This is a genomic window from Demequina sp. NBRC 110051 (assembly GCF_002090055.1).
In the GTDB taxonomy this organism is placed as follows: Bacteria; Actinomycetota; Actinomycetes; order Actinomycetales; family Demequinaceae; genus Demequina.
In genome coordinates, this window is sequence record NZ_BBRH01000013.1 from 36,314 (window position 1) to 54,744 (window position 18,431).

General features: G+C 68.4%; 21 protein-coding genes. 10 read left to right on the top strand and 11 right to left on the bottom strand.

The window, feature by feature from the left end; all coding sequences use genetic code 11:
- Positions 1-11: 11 nt before the first annotated feature.
- Positions 12-791, bottom strand: a complete 780-nt coding sequence (locus B7K20_RS07680; protein WP_084101948.1) for an alpha/beta fold hydrolase — start codon at positions 789-791, stop codon at positions 12-14.
- A 44-nt stretch (positions 792-835) separates the two neighbouring features.
- Here B7K20_RS07680 and B7K20_RS07685 point away from each other — a divergent pair, with 44 nt between their 5' ends.
- From B7K20_RS07685 to B7K20_RS07715, 7 genes are all read left to right on the top strand, one after another.
- Positions 836-1,279 carry a helix-turn-helix transcriptional regulator gene (locus B7K20_RS07685; RefSeq protein WP_234985761.1) on the top strand — a complete coding sequence of 148 codons (444 nt, stop codon included), beginning with the start codon at positions 836-838 and terminating at the stop codon, positions 1,277-1,279.
- A 4-nt stretch (positions 1,280-1,283) separates the two neighbouring features.
- Complete coding sequence (locus B7K20_RS07690) at positions 1,284-1,694, top strand: VOC family protein (protein ID WP_084101949.1); 411 nt, start codon at positions 1,284-1,286, stop codon at positions 1,692-1,694.
- 72 nt (positions 1,695-1,766) lie between these two features.
- Positions 1,767-4,118, top strand: a complete 2,352-nt coding sequence (locus tag B7K20_RS07695; RefSeq protein ID WP_084101950.1) for an excinuclease ABC subunit UvrA — start codon at positions 1,767-1,769, stop codon at positions 4,116-4,118.
- Positions 4,115-4,387, top strand: a complete 273-nt coding sequence (locus B7K20_RS07700; protein ID WP_084101951.1) for a DUF1905 domain-containing protein — start codon at positions 4,115-4,117, stop codon at positions 4,385-4,387. The genes B7K20_RS07695 and B7K20_RS07700 overlap by 4 nt, the downstream gene beginning before the upstream one ends.
- Before the next feature lie 89 nt (positions 4,388-4,476).
- Positions 4,477-5,163: a GTP cyclohydrolase II gene (gene ribA, locus B7K20_RS07705; RefSeq protein WP_084101952.1), complete on the top strand. Its 687-nt coding sequence runs from the start codon at positions 4,477-4,479 to the stop codon at positions 5,161-5,163.
- Positions 5,160-6,053: a VOC family protein gene (locus B7K20_RS07710; protein ID WP_084101953.1), complete on the top strand. Its 894-nt coding sequence runs from the start codon at positions 5,160-5,162 to the stop codon at positions 6,051-6,053. The genes ribA and B7K20_RS07710 overlap by 4 nt, the downstream gene beginning before the upstream one ends.
- A gap of 30 nt (positions 6,054-6,083) precedes the next feature.
- Positions 6,084-6,590, top strand: coding sequence for a GNAT family N-acetyltransferase (locus B7K20_RS07715; RefSeq protein WP_144018589.1), 507 nt, complete (start codon positions 6,084-6,086; stop codon positions 6,588-6,590).
- 69 nt (positions 6,591-6,659) lie between these two features.
- On the opposite strand, the gene B7K20_RS07720 is transcribed toward B7K20_RS07715, so the two are convergent.
- A complete protein-coding gene (locus B7K20_RS07720) occupies positions 6,660-6,917 on the bottom strand; it encodes a hypothetical protein (protein ID WP_200809049.1) in 258 nt (85 codons plus the stop codon).
- An 80-nt stretch (positions 6,918-6,997) separates the two neighbouring features.
- Between B7K20_RS07720 and B7K20_RS07725 the strand changes: the two genes are divergently transcribed.
- The 3 genes from B7K20_RS07725 to B7K20_RS07735 all read left to right on the top strand — a co-directional run bounded on the left by B7K20_RS07725 (position 6,998) and on the right by B7K20_RS07735 (position 9,143).
- The gene (locus B7K20_RS07725; RefSeq protein ID WP_084101956.1) at positions 6,998-7,285 is read left to right on the top strand and encodes a PASTA domain-containing protein; all 288 of its coding nucleotides are present in this window, start codon (positions 6,998-7,000) and stop codon (positions 7,283-7,285) included.
- A gap of 74 nt (positions 7,286-7,359) precedes the next feature.
- Positions 7,360-8,373 carry a hypothetical protein gene (locus B7K20_RS07730; RefSeq protein WP_144018590.1) on the top strand — a complete coding sequence of 338 codons (1,014 nt, stop codon included), beginning with the start codon at positions 7,360-7,362 and terminating at the stop codon, positions 8,371-8,373.
- Positions 8,374-8,474: 101 nt separating this feature from the next.
- The gene (locus B7K20_RS07735; RefSeq protein WP_084101958.1) at positions 8,475-9,143 is read left to right on the top strand and encodes a hypothetical protein; all 669 of its coding nucleotides are present in this window, start codon (positions 8,475-8,477) and stop codon (positions 9,141-9,143) included.
- A gap of 31 nt (positions 9,144-9,174) precedes the next feature.
- Here B7K20_RS07735 and B7K20_RS07740 read toward each other — a convergent pair whose 3' ends face one another.
- The 9 genes from B7K20_RS07740 to B7K20_RS07775 form a co-directional block, all read right to left on the bottom strand.
- A complete protein-coding gene (locus B7K20_RS07740) occupies positions 9,175-9,672 on the bottom strand; it encodes a flavodoxin domain-containing protein (RefSeq protein WP_084101959.1) in 498 nt (165 codons plus the stop codon).
- Positions 9,673-9,952: 280 nt separating this feature from the next.
- On the bottom strand, positions 9,953-13,462 hold the full coding sequence (locus tag B7K20_RS07745; protein ID WP_371327873.1) for a pyruvate carboxylase: 3,510 nt from the start codon (positions 13,460-13,462) through the stop codon (positions 9,953-9,955).
- A 103-nt stretch (positions 13,463-13,565) separates the two neighbouring features.
- Positions 13,566-14,135, bottom strand: coding sequence for a MerR family transcriptional regulator (locus B7K20_RS07750; RefSeq protein ID WP_084101961.1), 570 nt, complete (start codon positions 14,133-14,135; stop codon positions 13,566-13,568).
- A gap of 90 nt (positions 14,136-14,225) precedes the next feature.
- On the bottom strand, positions 14,226-14,948 hold the full coding sequence (locus B7K20_RS13275) for a MerR family transcriptional regulator (RefSeq protein ID WP_234985762.1): 723 nt from the start codon (positions 14,946-14,948) through the stop codon (positions 14,226-14,228).
- A gap of 4 nt (positions 14,949-14,952) precedes the next feature.
- On the bottom strand, positions 14,953-15,372 hold the full coding sequence (locus B7K20_RS07760; protein WP_084101962.1) for an FHA domain-containing protein: 420 nt from the start codon (positions 15,370-15,372) through the stop codon (positions 14,953-14,955).
- On the bottom strand, positions 15,369-16,019 hold the full coding sequence (locus B7K20_RS07765) for a CDP-alcohol phosphatidyltransferase family protein (RefSeq protein WP_159449362.1): 651 nt from the start codon (positions 16,017-16,019) through the stop codon (positions 15,369-15,371). The genes B7K20_RS07760 and B7K20_RS07765 overlap by 4 nt, the downstream gene beginning before the upstream one ends.
- An 18-nt stretch (positions 16,020-16,037) precedes the next feature.
- Positions 16,038-16,190 (bottom strand): hypothetical protein, encoded by a 153-nt coding sequence (locus tag B7K20_RS13060; protein ID WP_159449363.1) that lies wholly within the window; start codon positions 16,188-16,190, stop codon positions 16,038-16,040.
- Between the two features lie 65 nt (positions 16,191-16,255).
- A complete protein-coding gene (locus B7K20_RS07770) occupies positions 16,256-16,582 on the bottom strand; it encodes a plasmid stabilization protein (protein ID WP_084101964.1) in 327 nt (108 codons plus the stop codon).
- A 123-nt stretch (positions 16,583-16,705) separates the two neighbouring features.
- Positions 16,706-18,388: an alpha/beta-hydrolase family protein gene (locus B7K20_RS07775; protein WP_084101965.1), complete on the bottom strand. Its 1,683-nt coding sequence runs from the start codon at positions 18,386-18,388 to the stop codon at positions 16,706-16,708.
- Between the last annotated feature and the right edge of the window lie 43 nt (positions 18,389-18,431).

Consider the following 18,431-nt stretch of genomic DNA (forward strand, 5'->3'; position numbering starts at 1 on the left):
GCATGCGCGAGTCAGGGTGAAGCGCTGAGGAACCTCGGCAGGGCCGCGAGCGCGCTCACGTGGCCGTCGCCGTCCAACTCAACCAGCGTCGCGTCTGCGAGGGCCGCCGCCAGCCAACGCCCATGCGCCACCGGCACGATCCGGTCCGCGGTGCCATGCAGCAGCGTCACCGGGCAGCGGATGTCCGCGAGCGCCACGCCCCACTCGCGCACGTAGGCGAGGTCGTCGTCCACGGGTCCGTCGGGGAAGCCGCCCGCCTCGCCTAGCCATCCGAGGCCGTCCCGCAGTGCCTCCCAGTCACGCTCGGTGAACTCGGGGTCGTAGTCCTCGTCCTTGAGGGACCTGCGGGCATCCTCACCCGACTCCGCCGCCCCCAACGCCGCGACCCCTGACGCGATCATCCCGTCGTACCAGTCGAGCCCGTCGGCGTCCCGTGGGGCGAGCGAGGCGACGGTGATGGCCCAGGCGACCCTGGCATCGGCGGCTGCGGAAGCAAGCGCGTGGGGCCCGCCGCCCGAGTAGCCGACCACCGCATATGTCGAAAGCCCCCACTCGTCCGCCACGGCCGCGACGTCGCGCGCCACGTCGGCGGGGGAGCGCCCCGGCAGGCGTGTCGAGTCGCCGTAGCCGGGCCGGTCCACGCCAGCCCATGCCCAGCCGTCGGGCAGCACAAAGGGCGGCGGCGCGCCGGTCCCGGGAGTGCCGTGATGCCAGAACACCGTGAGCTCCGCGCCGGGGGCGCCGTGCACGGCGAGGCCACGCCCGTCGGGGAGGGTGAGCGTCTGGGTCATGGCACGACGCTACGCGCACCGGCACGAGGTGGCACGATGAAGGCGTGGCGACACCGACAGAGCAGCGCCTGCGCGACCTCGCGCTGCTGCGCCGCGCGCGCGACCGCATGGACCGTGAGCACGCGCGGCCGCTCGACGTCGAGTCCATCGCCGCGGGCGTCGGCATGTCCGCCGGGCACTTCTCGCACTCCTTCCGCGCCGCGTACGGCGAGAGCCCCTACTCATACCTCATGACGCGCCGCATCGAGCGTGCCATGTCGCTGCTGCGCCGCGGCGACCTCAGCGTCACCGACGTCGCGCTCGCCGTGGGCTGCCAATCGCTCGGCACCTTCACCACGCGCTTCACCGAGCTCGTCGGGATCTCACCCGGCGCGTACCGCCGCGAGATGGCCGATGCCGTGGCGGGGCTTCCCACGCTCGTCACCCGGGAGGCGGCCAGACCGGTCAGGAATCGAGAAGCCGCGGAGTACCTGACCGTCCTACGGTGAAGCCATGGACATCACGATTCACTCCTCGTTTCTGCCACTGACCGACCCCGAGGCCTCGCTCGCTTTCTACCGTGACGTGTTGGGCTTCGAGGTGCGGCTCGATGTGGGCCAGGGCGCCATGCGGTGGATCACCGTCGGCCCCGGCGGCCAACCCGACACGAACATCGTGCTCTACCCGCCCCAGGCCAACCCCGGCGTGACGGACGAGGAGAAGCAGACCGTCGCCGAGATGATGGCGAAGGGCACCTTCGCCTCGCTGCTGCTCGCGACCCCCGATGTTGATGCGGCGTTCGAGGACATTGAGCGCCACGATGTGGAGATCGTCCAGGAACCCACCGACCAGCCGTATGGCGTGCGTGACTGCGCACTGCGCGACCCCGCTGGAAACCTGATCCGCCTCCAGCAGCGCGGCTGAGCCTCCTGGCAGACTAGGTGAACCGACAGAGCAAACCCACCACCGCATCGGCCGTCCCCAAGGAGTATCCCCGTGACCGAGGCTGACAGCCACGACGTGATCCGCGTGCGCGGCGCGCGCGAGAACAACCTCAAGGACATCTCCGTCGATCTACCCAAGCGGCGCCTCACGGTTTTCACGGGCGTCTCGGGCTCGGGCAAGAGCTCGCTGGTGTTCGGCACCATCGCCGCAGAGTCCCGCCGACTCATCGACGAGACGTACCCCGCCTTCGTGCAGGGCTTCATGCCGTCGCTGAATCGCCCCGACGTCGACTCCCTCGCGGGGCTGACCACGGCGATCATGGTCGACCAGGAGCGCATGGGCGCCAACGCCCGCTCCACCGTCGGTACCGCCACGGACGCGAACGCCCTGCTCAGGATGCTGTTCTCGCGGGTGGCCGAGCCACACATAGGTTCGCCGCAGGCATACTCGTTCAACGTCGCGTCCATCTCCGGCCAGGGCGCCGTGCAGATGGAGAACAGCCGCGGCACCACCACCAAGGAGGTGCGGTCCTTCTCCATCCAGGGTGGCCAGTGCCCGCGCTGCGAGGGCATGGGGTCCGTCTCCGACATCGACCTCACCCAGGTGTTCGACGAGAACAAGTCGCTTCAGGACGGCGCCATCACCGTGCCCGGTTACACGGCCGACGGCTGGTACGTGCGCATCTATTCGGAGTCCGGTTTCCTCGACGGCGACAAGCCCATCAAGGATTTCACCAAGCGCGAGCGTGAGGACTTCCTGTACAAGGAGCCCACCAAGGTCAAGTTCGCGAACATGAACATGACCTACGAGGGGCTGATTCCGCGCATCCAGAAGTCGATGCTGAGCAAGGACAAGGACGCGATGCAGCCGCACATCCGTGCGTTCGTCGAGCGCGCGGTGACCTTCCAGACGTGCCCAGAGTGCGACGGCACCCGCCTGAACGAGACGGCGCGCTCGTCACTCGTTGCGGGCAAGAACATCGCCGAGTTGTGCCGCATGCAGATCACGGATCTCGCGGCATGGTTCGAGGGTGTCGACCTGCCGGCTGCGGGGCCGCTCGTGGACGGCATCCGCGCGGTGCTGCGCGCCTTCGTCGACATCGGCCTGGGCTACCTGTCGCTTGAGCGGCCCACCGGCACCCTGTCCGGCGGCGAGTCGCAGCGCACCAAGTTGATCCGCCACCTGGGTTCGGCCCTGACGGACGTGACCTATGTGTTCGACGAGCCGACCATCGGGCTGCACCCGCATGACATCGGTCGCATGAACGACCTGCTGGTCCAACTGCGTGACAAGGGCAACACGGTGCTCGTGGTGGAGCACAAGCCCGAGGCGATCGCGATCGCGGACCACGTCGTGGACATGGGACCCGGCGCCGGGTCCGACGGGGGAGAGGTCGTGTTTGAAGGCACGGTCGGGGCGCTCGCCGAGGCCGACACGCTCACCGGCCGCCACCTGCACGACCGCGCCGCGCTCAAGGACTCCGCACGCAAGGCGACCGGTGCGATCGAGGTGCGTGGGGCATCGGCCCACAACCTCCAAGACGTGTCCGTCGATATCCCGCTGGGCGTCCTCACGGTGGTCACCGGGGTGGCCGGGTCAGGCAAGTCGTCGCTCGTTCACGGCTCGGTGACCCCGCGCGACGAAGTGATCGCGGTGGACCAGAGCCCCATCCGCGGCTCAAGACGCTCGTCGCCGGCCACCTACACGGCGCTCTTGGAGCCCATCCGGAAGGCCTTCGCGAAGGCCAACGGCGTGAAGCCCGCGCTCTTTAGCTCGAACTCCGAGGGCGCCTGCCCCGTATGCAAGGGCGCCGGCGTCGTGGTGACCGACCTGGGGCCGTTCGACTCGGTCGAGACGATCTGCGAGGAGTGCGAGGGTCGCCGGTTCCAGGCCTCGGTGCTTGAGCACACCCTGGGCGGCAAGAACATCGCCGAGGTGCTGGAGATGTCCGTCTCCGCCGCGGAGGCATTCTTCGCCGAGGGCGACGGCAAGGTTCCCGCCGCGCACAAAATTCTGGACCGTATGAAGGACGTGGGCCTGGGCTACCTGAAGCTCGGCCAGCCGCTCACGACCCTCTCCGGCGGCGAGCGCCAGCGCCTGAAACTCGCTGCCCGCATGACCGAGAAGGGTGACGTCTACGTGCTCGACGAGCCCACCACGGGGCTGCATTTGGCGGACGTCGACAACCTGCTGGGGCTGCTGGACCGCCTGGTGGACTCGGGCAAGACCGTGATCGTCATCGAGCATCACCAGGCCGTGATGGCGCACGCCGACTGGATCATCGACATGGGCCCCGGCGCCGGTCACGACGGCGGCCGCGTGGTCTTCGAGGGCACACCGGCCGCGCTGGTGGCCGATGCCTCGACACTCACCGGACAGCACCTCAAGGAGTACGTCGCATGAGCGGCGCCCAGATCTCGTTCGAGGGCGTCATCGGCGTCGAGGTCAAGGGCGAGACGTGGGCGTGTGTCGAGATCCCCGACTCCGCGGAGCTGTTCGGCACGGGAAAGTCGGTGCGGGTCGATGCTGTCATCGATGACGTCTCACTGGCGAATGTCGGTGCGATGGTCACGGGACGCGGCGGCCACATGATCTCCCTCAATGCCAAGGTCCGCAAGGCACTGGGCAAGGACATCGGCGACACGGTGCGGGTGCGGGTCACGCGGAAATAACGCGCACAGCGGGAATGTCTCGCGGCCACTCTTAGTTGAATCCTCAAGTGATTGCCCCTACGCTGGGGCGACCGGACTGAGGAGTGACCATGAGTGCCACCGCGACCGCGATGCCCGCCGCAGCATCGGCCGTGACCCCGGCCCCCAAGAGCGCCACCGTGCGCACCAGCGTGAGGGTGCCGTTACGCTTCGCCGACGGCTACTCGACCGACGCAGACGTGATGACCTTCATAGGGCTCGTCGATGGCAAGGAGCACCTGCTCCTAGGCCTGGGCGACTGGCGTGTGGCCCTTGAGGAGTCTCGCGACGGGGGAGAGGCGCCGTTGATGCGCCCCCACTCCGAGTGCCTGACGGGCGACGTATTCGGCTCCGAGCGCTGCGACTGCGGTCCGCAGCTGCGCGAGGCGGTCGAGCGCATCGCACACAGTGGCGGCTTCCTCGCATACCTGCGTCAGGAGGGTCGCGGCATCGGCCTGTACGCCAAGCTCGACGCGTACGCGCTGCAGGACGCGGGGCTCGACACCTACGAGGCCAACCGCGCCGTGGGTCACGCCGACGACGAGCGCGACTACTCGATGGTCGCGCAGATGCTCGCGGCGGTGGGTGCCGACCGGATCCGCCTACTGTCGAACAACCCCGACAAGGCCGCACAGCTGGAGGGCCTCGGTGTGCGCGTGGAGGCACAGGTGCCGACCGCCGTGCACCTGACCGCCGCCAATGCGCGCTACCTCGCCGCCAAGCGCGACGTCACCGGACACCTGCTGGAGTTGGCATGACGACCCAACCGGCGCACCGGCCGGACGCGCTCGCCGCGACCACCGGCATGGGAGCAGTGACCTTGAAAGTCGCCGACCTCGACGCGATGATCGCCTACTACCGCGACGGCGTGCTGCTCGAACTGATGTCCCTGGTAGATGGCGTAGCCGTGCTGGGACGCGGGGGAGTCGCCGTGGTGATTCTCGAGCACGCGCCTGAGCTCTCGTGGGCAGCGCGGGGATCTGCGGGGCTGTTCCACACCGCGATTGTCTTCGAGGATCGTGCGGAGTTAGCGCGCTCGCTATATTCGATCGCTCGACGCTATCCCGGCACCTACACCGGTAGTGCCGACCACCTGGTGTCGATCGCGTTCTACATGACGGACCCCGAGGGCAACGGTGTCGAACTGTACTGGGATCGCGATCGCACCGAGTGGTCGTGGACGCACGGCGAGGTCGAAATGGGCACGCTGTACCTGGACCCCAATGCGTTCCTCGGCGAGCATCTGGTCGTCGAGACGGCCGATGCTGTGGCCGGCTTGGCGCCGGCCACCGTGGGTCACGTTCACCTCTCGGTGGGCGATGTCGATACGGCGCGCGAGTTCTACGTGGACGCGCTGGGATTCGACCAAACGTTTGCCATGCCTGGCCAGGCGTTGTTCGTCTCCGCGGGTGGCTATCACCACCACATGGCCATGAACGTCTGGAACTCGCGGGGCGCCGGGCTGCGGGCGCCTGCATTGGGCTTGGGCCTGGTGCGGATCGGCGTACCGAGCGCCGACGACCTGGGCGAGGCGGGGGAGAGGCTGCGCTTTGCAGGGGTGTCGCTGGCCGATGACGGGCACACCATCCGTTTCGACGACCCGTGGGCGAATCGCATCGAATTATCGGTCGGCAACGCATCGTCCTGACGAACGAGAGACAGTTGCAGAGGAGTGGTGGTGACCCTTCACGCTGCCGGCGCGAGCGACGGAGTATTGGATCTTGAGCCACTCCATGTGAACCACGCGGCCGAGATGGCGCAGGTGCTCGCCGAGCCATCCTTGTACAGGTTCACCGGGGGCGATCCGCCGTCACTCGGGACGCTCAGGCAACGTTATGTCAGGCAGTCACGTGGAGTGTCGCCGGATGGCAGTCAGGTGTGGATGAACTGGATCATCAGGGAGGCGCAATCCTCGCGAGCCGTAGGCTACGTGCAGGCCACCATCCCGCTTGATGCGGCGCCGGTCGCCGCGTCCTTGGCCTGGCTCATACATCCGGAGCACCAAGGACGCCGGTTCGCCATGCGCGCGACGTCCCTGGTGATCCACCAGTTACGCGGGCACGGCGTTACTGAGTTCCGTGCGAGCATCGCCGACGGTCACGTCGCGTCGGAGCGCGTAGCGGCACGCCTGGGCATGCGACGCACCGCGGAGCTAGACGACGGCGAGGTGGTGTGGCGGCTGTGACGGCTCGTCCACGGTGACCGATAGCATGCAGCCACTGGCTCCCGCGTAACGCCGATAATGTGCATTATGTCAGTTAGCGCGTCGGTGGCCCGCCCTCGCCACCGCCCCCACCGAACGCCACGACAACACGGACGCCACGGACAGCGCCGACAGCACACTCCCGACGGACAGCCACGACCCGATCGACAGGATCGAACCTGACGAGCCGATGCTGAGCACGGAGTCCGTCGAGCCGATGCTGAGCACGGAGCGATCGCTGCCAATCGACAGCACCGACCGATGCGACGCGATCGACTTCCACGATCGGTGGGACGCGTGTGAGGTCACGGATACGACTGTAGGTCGCGCGCCTGGCTTGCGCTCGTTTATCGGTCCTGCCAGGCTCGATAGACATCAAGGGGGCACACATGGACCGACGACTCATTCTTCTGAGCGCGCTCGCGCTGGCGGGCGTCGCAGGCTGTGCCGATCCCGGCGAGCCGACTCCCACGGCAGCCCTCACAGCCGTCGTAGCCACGCCCGTTCCCGATCTCATGGGGATGACCCTCGAGGAGGCCGTGGACGAGATGGAGGCCGTCACGGGCTCACGGCCAGAGATCATGATGGACACCAACGGCGTAGTCATCGATCAGTCGCCCGCTCCCGGTGAGCCGCTCCCCGAAGGCGGCACGATCGGCATCGAGTTTTCCGAGTGAGCACTCTGCCCGCGTTCGCCGGGCCGCGGGGGCGCCGCCTCCTCCTGGCGCTGGCTTCGCGGACATCCGATGCTGTGCGCAGCACAGTTTTTCCCGTCGCCCTCGACCTCGACCGCGACGCAGGCACGCCGCTGATCATGTTCGGCTGGGCCGATGTCGAGGCGCACACAGGAGAACCTCCTCAGACGCCGAACGATGAGGTTGCTGACGTCGCGCGGGAGATCAGCAACCTCGATCCCCTGGCGCTAACCTCCGCGGATGTGTGGAAGGCTCTCGTCGAGACCGTCGACGATGCCGCCTACTGGCAGCCTCCTCGCGGTGAAGATGTTCTCGCCGCGCGGCCCGAGCTCGATGGCGCGCTTTCGCGTCTCGCTACGGCGGTCGCGGAGCAAGACCTGCTTCCCCCACCTGACGGCGAGGCATACGCCGTGGTCCACCTTCGCGACGGGGAGCCGAATACGCCCTGGCCCACGCCATCGGCCGCGCCCGACCTTCTCCAAGGTTGGACCGCCCAGATGCTCGAAGGCGAACGTGCCGCTTCACGTGACCGGCCACGGGACGCCCGCGCGCCGTACAGCGGCACGTGGTGGTCCACTCCCCCGCACGGATTGGTGGTCTCGACACCACACTCGAAGGCCGTCGGACCCTGGGGCCTTTCTCTCGTGGAGGACGGCCTTGGCGAGACGGAGGCGCTGACCGCACCCGTGGTCGCACGGCCTGCGGCGCGTGTGTACACCATCGAGAGCGCCCAAGACTGGGCCTCCCTGTGTCGTATGGCGCCGCTTGAGGTGACCGCCTCCAAGCGGCACGACTGGTACCGCACCACCGGCCGCGACGACGTGCGCTGGGTGATCCCCGACTGGCCGACCATTGCCGTCGAGTGGGACGCCGTGCACCTCACGCTCGCCGGGTACCTGGACCTCGCCGGGCGCCTGATCGACGTCTACGAGGGCGTCGCGAGCGTCATCGCCGGATGGAACCCCGGCGCCACGTATTGGTTCCGCGGTGCCCACATTGAGCGCTCCGCCACGATCAGCTGGGTACGCGCCGAGAGCGACAAACCCTGGCACCAGGCCTCACGAGAGTGACGGCCCGCCTCGCGGCGCGCCTCATCCGCCCGACGCACCTCCGCAGATAGCCTGTCTACCAGCGCCGATGTGCGCGCCACCCTGAGAAGGCTGGAGGAGCGATGACCGAGACCATCGAAACCGCAGACATCACGACGAGGTGGCGCGAGCTCCATGACGAGTTCGGCACGGCCCGCGCCAGCGCGCGGGGAGCCGATCCCGCGCTCCTGACCGACCGCGGCAGCGCCGTCGTCCTGACCGCCCCGCACGCCACCAAGCACTACCGTGCCGGCGCCCTCAAGCAGGCGGACTTGCACACCGGGTCACTCACGATGTTGGCCGGAGAGGTCGCCCACGTCTCGACCGTTGTCGTCACCCGTGCCCGGCACGAATGGGAGACATGGGACGAGCGGGACGACGAGTTCACCCGGCACCTCAGGGGCCTCACGTCGCCGGCTCGCATGGTGGTCGACATTCACGGCATGGGCGATCACCACGGGCCCGACTTCTGTCTCGGCACCGGGCCCCAGCCGGGACCTCTTGAAGAAATGGCGGTCGACATCCTGCGCGAGGAACTGCAGCCTTTCGACGTCGCCGTCGACTCGCCGTTTGATGCCAGCCCGCACTACACGGTGACAAGCCTCGCGCAGCGACACTTGGGGCTTGCCGGCCTGCAAATCGAGGTGGCCGCCAGGTGGCGCAGCCCACACGATGACGCGACCGCCCCGGCTGTCTCTGCGCTCTCGAGCGCGTTGACGGTGGTGGAGGAAGCGGTACGTTTCGCCGCCTAGTGACGGCTGAGACACCGTCGCGACAGCACTGCTACAGCGCCGCGACCGTCCTCAGCTCGGTCGCCACGCCGTGAGCCCAGTCGCGGATCTCCGCGAAGTCGCGGAAGTCTCCCTGGGGCGGGTTGAGGGCACGAATGATGGCCTTCTCCCCCGCGTTGAGCTTCTCGTAGTCGAGGGCGCCGTCGAAGGTCCTGTGCTCGCGGGCCGCGATGAGGGAGGTCAGTTCCTTCGCCTCGTTGAACTCCTGGTGGGGCTGCTTCACGGTGGCCATGCCCACGGAGAACAGCCACACGTCGCGGTGACGGAGCTCCTCGGCGTTTTCACGGACCAGGCCGGACGCGTCGCGGCGCCACAGCCCGCCATACACGGCGGAACCCACGATGATGGCGTCATAGAAGTGCACGCCACCCACCTCGAAGGCCTCGGCGACGTCGACGTCGAAACCGAGCGACGTCAACTCTTCAGCGACGACGGCACCCACCTCGCGGGTGGATCCGTACTTTGAACCCGTGGCGACGAGAACCTTCATGATGACCTCCTCCTGTGCTCACTCCAGTGTCACAGGCGGATCGACAATTCTCGGGGGACCTACGTCCTCGAATCGTCTACCAGGCGCTTCTTGAAGTACCCGGCCGTACGCGCGTACCCCACTGCCTCGTAGAAGCGGTCGGCGCGAGGTGGCGAGGGTCACCTCGGCGGCCCCCATATGCCCAGCCCACTCCTCGACAGCGGCCATCAGCGCGGCGAGCAGGTCCCATACGGGCTCGGCGTCGCCGAGGGTCGCTTCCCGCACCGCGCCGACCATCGCACTACTCGATGACGAGAATGAGGTCTCCGCCATGCAGGGCCTGGGCGCCGTCGATCGCCACGCGCGCCACCGTGCCACTGATCGGCGACGTGATCGAGGATTCCATCTTCATCGCCTCGATCAGGGCAATGGTCTGCCCGCTCTCGATGGTGTCGCCCACACCAACGGTCACGGTCACCATGCCAGAGAAGGGTGATCCGATCGACCCGGCCGAGGCATCGGCCTTCTCCCGCTCGACGATGTCGACCGAGGCCGCCTCGTCACGGATTTGGACCGGACGCAACGAGCCGTTGTAGTTGAACATCGCGGTGCGTTCGCCGTGGTCGTCGGGCTCGCCCAACGCCTCCAGCGAGACGATGATCTCCTTGCCCTCGTCGAGCCGGACGGTCACCTCCTCGCCGGAGCCCACAGTCATGCCATAGAGGTAGTGGAACGTGTCCACGACCGAGATGTCGCCGTAGGTGTCGACTGCGACGTCGAAGTCGTCGGCGGGGCCTGGGAACAGCAGGTGGTTGAGGCGCCTGCGGCGCTCGGGACCGGCCGATGCGAGGGCCGCCTTGTCGTCGTCGCTCAGCTCAGCACGGGGCTTGGATTCTCCTCGTCCCTCGAGGGCCTTGGAGCGGAACGGCTCGGGCCAGCCGGCGGGTGGGTCACCCAGCTCGCCTTGGAGGAAGCCGATGACGGAATCGGGCAGGTCGTAGTCCTGCGGGTTGGCCTCGAAGTCGGCGGGGTCCACTCCCCCGGCGACGAGGTTCAGCGCAAGGTCCCCCACCACTTTCGAGGACGGCGTGACCTTGACCAGCCGACCAAGGATGCGGTCCGCGGCGGCATACATGTCCTCGATCTGCTCGAACTTGTCCGCGAGTCCCAGCGAAATCGCCTGCTGGCGCAGGTTGGAGAGCTGCCCGCCGGGGATCTCGTGGCGGTACACACGGCCCGTCGGGCCTGGCAGACCGGACTCGAAGGGGCCGTAGAGCTTGCGGACGGCCTCCCAGTACGGCTCGAGGTCGAGCGCCGCGTCGAGCGGGATCTCGGTCTGGCGAGTGGTGTATTCCATGGCCGCGATGAGCGCACTCATGGGCGGCTGCGACGTGGTGCCTGCCATCGCGGAGTTGGCAACGTCCACGGCGTCCACGCCAGCCTCGGCGGCGGCGAGCAGCGTGGCGACCTGGCCGCCGGTCGTGTCGTGCGTGTGGAGGTGTACCGGGAGGTCGAAGCGCTTGCGCAGGGCGTCGACGAGCACGAACACGGAGGCAGGACGCAGCAGGCCCGCCATGTCCTTCACCGCGAGGATGTGGGCGCCAGCGTCGACCAACTGCTCCGCGAGGCGCAGGTAATAGTCGAGCGTGTAGATCTTCTCGTCGGGCGAGATGAGGTTGCCGGTGTAGCACAGCGTCGCCTCGGCGACCGATTGACCCGTCTCGCGCACGGCCTGGATGGCGGGGCGCATCTGGTCTACGTCGTTGAGGGCATCGAAGATGCGGAAGATGTCGATACCGGTGGCGGTGGCCTCCTCGACGAAGGCGTGGGCCACCTCATCGGGGTAGGGCGTGTACCCCACGGTGTTGCGGCCGCGCAGCAGCATCTGCAGCGCGATGTTCGGCATGGCCTCGCGCAGGTCCGCGAGGCGCAGCCACGGGTCCTCCGACAGGAAACGCATGGCGACGTCGTAGGTCGCGCCGCCCCAGCATTCGATCGAAAACAGCTCGGGCATCATGCGTGCGGTGTGGCCCGCGGCGCCCAGCAGGTCGTAGGTGCGCACGCGGGTCGCGAGCAGCGATTGGTGTGCGTCGCGCATGGTGGTGTCGGTCAGGCGCAGACGCTTCTCGGCACGCAGCGCCTGGGCGAAGCCCTCCGGGCCCAACTCGAGCAGCTGCTGGCGCGTGCCATCGGCAGGCGCCTCGTTCAGGTCGATCGAGGGCAGCTTCGCGCGCGGCGACACCATCGTCACCGGCGGCTCGCCGTGGGCCCGGTTGACCGTGCGGTGGCCCAGGAACGTCAGCAGCTTGGTGGAGCGCTCGGCGTTCTCGGGCACCTCGAGCAGCTGGGGGTTATTTTCGATGAAGGCGGTGGTCACTCCCCCGGCGCGGAACGCCTCGTCGGCGAGCACCGCGCGCAGGAAGCGGATGTTATTGGTGACGCCCCGGATGCGGAACTCCGCCAGCGCACGCGACGCCCGGCGCACGGCCTGGTCGAAGTCGTGCCCACGGCACGTGAGCTTCACCAGCATCGAGTCGAAGTGGCCGGTGATCTCGTTGCCGGCCATGCCGGTCGCGCCATCCAGGCGCACCCCCGCGCCGCCGGGCGAGCGGTACGCGACGATCTTGCCCGTGTCGGGCAGGAAGCCATTAAGCGGATCCTCGGTGGTGATGCGGGTCTGCACCGCGAAGCCACGCGTGGCGATCTCGTCCTGACGGATCCCGATCTGATCGAGCGTCTCGCCCGAGGCGATGCGCAACTGCGCCGCGACGAGGTCGATGCCCGTGACCTCCTCGGTCACGGTGTGCTCCACCTGGATGCGCGGGTTCATTTCAATGAACACGTGTTGGCCGGCGCGCTCGCCCTCGGTGGCCAGCAGGAACTCGACGGTGCCGGCGTTGACGTAGTCAATGGAGCGGGCGAACTTCACCGCGTCGGCACACAGCGCCTCGCGGATGGCCGGGTCGAGGGCGGGTGCGGGTGCGATCTCGACGACCTTCTGGTGGCGGCGCTGCACGGAGCAGTCACGCTCGTACAGGTGCACGATGTTGCCGGTGCCGTCCGCGAGGATCTGGACCTCGATGTGGCGGGGCCCCAGGACGGCCTGCTCCAGGAAGACGGTCGGGTCGCCGAATGCGGTCTCCGCCTCCCGCATGGCTGCGGCGAGAGACTCGGGCAGCGCCTCGCGGGTCTCGACGCGGCGCATGCCGCGCCCGCCTCCACCGGCGACCGCCTTGACGAAGACTGGGAAGCCGATGCGGTCAGCGGCCTCGATGAGCTCGTCCGTGTCGCGCGAGGGCTCGGAGGAGTCCAACACGGGAACGCCGGCCTCGCGAGCGGCCCTCAGCGCCGCCACCTTGTCGCCGGCCTTGGCGAGCACCTGAGGCGGCGGGCCCACGAACGTGACACCCTCCTCGGCGCAGCGGCGCGAGAGCTCGACGTTCTCGGACAGGAAGCCATAGCCGGGGTAGATGGCGTCGGCGCCGGCGTGCTTCGCCACGCGCAGCATCTCGTCAATATCCAGATAGGCCTTGACGGGGTGGCCCTCTTCGCCGATCCGGTAGGCCTCGTCGGCCTTGACGCGGTGCTCGGACATGCGGTCCTCGTGCGGGAACACGGCCACGGTCTTGGCTCCGTGCTCCACCGCGGCGCGGAAGGCACGCACGGCAATTTCGGCACGGTTGGCGACGAGCACCTTAGAAAACATTGACTCCCCTTCGAACCTGTCTTGACTGAAGGTCAGACTATCGCGGGGCTCTCCCCCGACAGTACGAACCGAGACTGAACCAACACGCGGAGGCGACCACGGCATCGGCCGTCCGGACACGGCGTGTCGCGGTCAGATCCGGTTTAAAGTGTCTGCCAGGAAGCCTCCGGGCGGGGCGGCGCCGGATGCGACGTGCCGGAGCGGCGTGTCAGGACGCCGTGCGCTTCGCGCGGCGCTGCGCCAACTCGTCGGTGCCGTCGGAGACGGGCTCTGCCTCGCCGCGATCGGCGGGAAGCTCGGACAGCGAGCCCTCGAGCTCGCGCCAGACCTTGCCTAACGCGATGCCGAAGACTCCCTGGCCACCCTGGACCAGGTCGATGACCTCGTCGTCCGAGGTGCACTCGTAAACCGACGCACCGTCGGACATGAGCGTGATGTGGGAGAGGTCCTCGACCCCGCGCTCGCGCAGGTGTGACACGGCGGTGCGGATCTGCTGGAGGGACACGCCCGAGTCAAGCAGGCGCTTGACCACGCGCAGCACCAGGATGTCGCGGAAGCCGTACAGGCGCTGCGTACCGGAGCCACCCGCGGACCGCACGGTGGGCTCGACCAGCCCCGTGCGGGCCCAGTAGTCGAGCTGGCGGTAGGTGATGCCCGCGGCCTTGCACGCGGTGGGACCGCGGTATCCGGCGTCCTTGTCGAGATCGGCCAGGCCGTCGTCGAAAAGAATCCCCTGATCGCTCACGACGCGGACGTCGCGCGAGCTGCTGTCGGCCATGAGCCCTCCTCTTCCCTCTCGACCTTCAACCTACGGTTGAAGCTTGCCCCGGTCAACGCACCACGCGGGACGCCCGAGATCACGATGTCTTTACCTATCAACCTCGGCGTGAAGCCATGCGGAAAACAGCGCTACGGCGGCGTCAAGGCGGGCCCCGACTGCCTCGTCCGCGGCCTTGTCGTCGCCCCGGTGACGGTCGGCACGGCCCGCGGTGACTGCGGCGTCGGCCTCACGCGACACGGCGCGTCCCAGCAGACCCAACTCGCGCGTCGCTCCCCCGGCGGCGAGATACGCGCCGCACGCGACGACCAGAGGCACTACGGCGCGGTCAAAACGTCCGGGAACTGCCTGGGCGATCACGCCCTCGGCCTCCAGCAACGACACCACGGACGGCTCGACGGACGCGGCGCGCGCCAGGTCGCCGTGATCAACGTACACGTCCTGGTCGGCGACGGCGTGCGGCGCGATCGCCTCGTGCATGCGGCCCTCGTCGAGCGCCTCCAGGTGGGACGCGATGACCGACAGCGGCCGGTAGTGGTCGCGCTGCTGACGCAGCACAAAGCGCACCCGCTCCACGTCCGCCGGCGAATACTGCCGGTAGCCCGACGGGGTGCGGTGGGGCGTCACCAGCCCGTTGGAGTCCAAAAAGCGCAGCTTCGACGGCGTCAGCGCGGGAAACTCGGACTGGACCAGGCCCAGGACGTCGGAGACGCGCAGCAGCGGCTCGTGGGACAAGGCGTGCGGCCATGTCCCCTCGAGCGGTGCCGCGGGCGCACCCTCAGGCGCGGGGGCGGCGGCGCGGAGCGCGGCCATACGGTCAGGCGGCCGTTCCGGGGTGGAACGTCATCCGGTACTTGCCGATCTGCACCTCGTCGCCGGCCTGGAGCACCCTCTCGGAGACCAGTTCGCGGTTGACGTAGGTGCCGTTGAGCGACCCCGCATCCTTGACCGTGAAGGTCGAGCCGGTGCGGACAAACTGGACGTGCTCGCGGCTGACGGTCACATCGTCGAGGAAGATGTCGGCGGACACCGACCGTCCCGCGGTCGTGACGTCGACGTCCAACAGGAAGCGTGCGCCCTGGTTGGGGCCGTGGTGCACGATCAGCAGCGCGCACGAGCCGTCGAGCGCGTCGATAGCGGCGTCGTCCTGGGTGGACAGCCGCGCCGGAGCGTCGTCGCTGGGGATCTGGGCATCGAGGGACATGGTCCGCTCGACAGGACTCTCGTCGTACGTCATGACGCCTCCTCACTGTCTCGGATCTGAGCCTCCATCCTAGGCCCGTCGGCGGCCATCTGGGAGGCCCGCCGCGCCGCCGTGGCACGATGCTTGATGTCCTGCACGTAGCCCACGCCGGAGATCCAGTACAGGGTCGCGGCACCCACCGACAAGACAATCGCGACGGTATTGAGCCACGTCGCGACCGCGTAGCCCACGTAGGCCAGCGGAAGGGTGATGTAAAGGCAGAAGGTCGCGGCCTTGCCCACCAAGGTGACGTGAGGGCTCTGCACCCGGCGCGAACGGCCATAGACCAGCGCCGCGGCCACCATGGCGTCGCGCGCCAGCAGGATCACGACGAGCCACCACGGGATGATGTCGCGCACCGCCATGCCGATCACCACGACAAGCGTGAGAAGCCTGTCGGCGGCGGGGTCGAGCAGACGCCCCAGCGCCGTCACCTGGTGCCAGCGGCGCGCAAGGAAGCCGTCGAAGAAATCCGACAGCCCCGCGCACGCGAGCACGATGATCGCTGCGACGTCCCGCTCGGCCATGAAGAGCCCGCCGAAGACGGCGATGAGCACGATCCGCGCGAACGAGATGACGTTCGGGACCGTCCACACCGCGTGCGATACCTCGACGGGCCGCTCCTCGGGTGACGTGCTCACCCGAGCGATGCTACCGGACTACTTGTCCCCTGCCTCCTGGGCGAGAACCTTGTCCACGGTCTCGGCGGCGATGCGTGCGGCCTCGTCCTCGGACGCGCCTCGCGCGAGCTCCTTCGCCTTGATCTGCTCGAACTTGTAGTGGCGGGTGTCGGTGGTCGACTTGTCGGTCATGGTGCTCTCCTCTCGGGTCACATCCGGGTACTTCCAGCCTATGCCGGAGCGTCGCGACGCGCGCGTCAGCGCCCCACCGCCTCGAGCAATTGTCTCTTGTTCATGCTCGAGCGGCCCTTGACGTTCTTCCGCTTGGCCTCTGCATACAGTTGGGCCTTGGTGCGGCCGCCCGGTCCGTGCCCCGAGCGCTTCCCGCCGCGGTGGCCGCTCGAGACGTCGTCGGTGGACGTCCGCGAGGCCTGCTCGGACTCGCCCGCACGGGCGCGTTCCTTGTTGACGGTGCGTGCCGCGATTTCTTCCGCCTCGTCGCGGCTCGCCCCCGAGTCCAGTTTGCTGTCGCGAATGTGCTCGTACTGACGTTCGCGCTTCTTGCTCCACGCCTGCTGTGGCATGTGGCTCACCTCCGTCGGACGGTTGCGTCGAGCGTCAACACACACCGCCGCCAGGGTGTTCCCTCCATACGGCCGATGCCATACGCACCGGCCGTAGGCAGCCCACCTCACCTCCGGCCGGGCTTAGTACGTGAGGATGTAGTACGGGTCGTAGGTGGCGATGATCTCCTCGATGCGCGTGCGTGCCTCGTCGGAAATCCCCGCGTCGCCCGTCACGGACTCGAACGCGTAGACGGCGATGTTGCCGTACTTGTGTCCGGCGTCCTCGGGCACTCCTTGGGACAGGATGAGGTCGATGACGCCCTGGAAGGCCGTGACGCCGGGGATCCAGAACATGTCGTCGCTGACCATGGGCGAGCGCTGACCGTCGCGCAGCCACTCGGGGTGTGACCAGATGACGGACGGGCCGATCCACACGATGGGGTCGTCGCCGTGCTGCAGATACGCGATGTGAGGCTCGCCCCACTCGCCGTCGAGCGCCTCGAGGTCGCCGCGCTGCTCGGCCCAGCGGACGTTCTCGCCCCCATCCAGCACCGGGCGAAAGATCGGCGAGCCATCGTCGCGCTGTGCGTTGAGGTCCTTCCACAGCGCCGTGAAGCTGGGCGTGCCGGCGAGGACCGCACCGTCGGTCTGCGTGAGGAGATCCTCCTCGGTGTCGAAGGCGGCGTTCATGCCGTACGAGCCGAGCGACAGGCCATACACGGTCAGTTCGGGGCGCGCGTCCTCGGGAAGGTCCGACCACCACGCGTAGACGGCGTCGAACAGCGCCGAGGTGCCCTCGGTTGCGAGCTCGGGCGTCAGCAGCGCGGAGACGGGACTGGGCGTCGAGCCGTATTGCATGGTCACGAGTGCCGTGTCCCCGGCATGCAGGTACTCGAAGCCGTCGATGGCGGCCGGGTCGAGCCAGCCGGTGCCGGTGGTTCCTGCGACGAGCAGCTGCGAGCGCTCGGCCGCACCGGTGCGTTCGAGCTCCGCGACCGCGAGTTGCGCGCGCTCCTCGACGGTTCCGGGTGAGTTGATACCGACGTAGACGCGAATGGGTTCGGTGGCCTCGAGGTCGGTCACCGCCGCAATCTGGGCGGCGGTGGGGCCGTCGCCCACGATCTTCACGCCCGCCTGGCCCACGTCCTCCCACTTCACGAGGCTCTCGGGGCTGCCCGAGCGAAGCGCGCTGGTGGGCTGCGCGAAGGCGGGGTCGTAGTTGTTGTTGCGCTGGTTGTACAGGCCCGTGAGCAGCAGGGACAGCACCGTCGTCCCGACCGCCACGATGACCACCACGCCGAGGGTGGTCGCGAGCCCCGCGCTGAGGCTCAGGACGGCGGTCCGGGCTCCCCCATCGCGCCGCGACACCCGCGTGACACCGCGCGCGACCCACGGGCGCAGGCGGTTGTGCAGACGGCGCACGCCGCGGCCGATCGCCATGCCGAGCCAGACGCCGAGGAGCGCCCCGACGAGCAGCGCGAGCCAGCTGAGGCCATCGATGTCGGGCAGACCCACGGCCTCGCGCACGTCGTTTTGCCAGCGCACTCCTAGCGGCGTCACCGCGAGGAAGGCCAGCGCCGTGGCTGCCGCGACAATCCAGCCGGGGGCCGAGGCATCCCAGCGAACCCGCCCGCCGGACAGCAGCCGCACCACGCGCCACAGCAGTACGCCCACGCCGTAGCCGACCGCGAACGACAGGCCGGTGACGAGTCCCTGGCCCCAGGCGGGCCGCGGCAGCAGCGACGGGGTCAGCGACAACACGACGAAGAACACGCCGAAGGCCGAGCCGACGACGTCAAAGCGGCGAGTACCCCACGAAAGCATGCGCACGGCGTCACATTAGCGGGTGCCGGTGGCAACGGGGCGG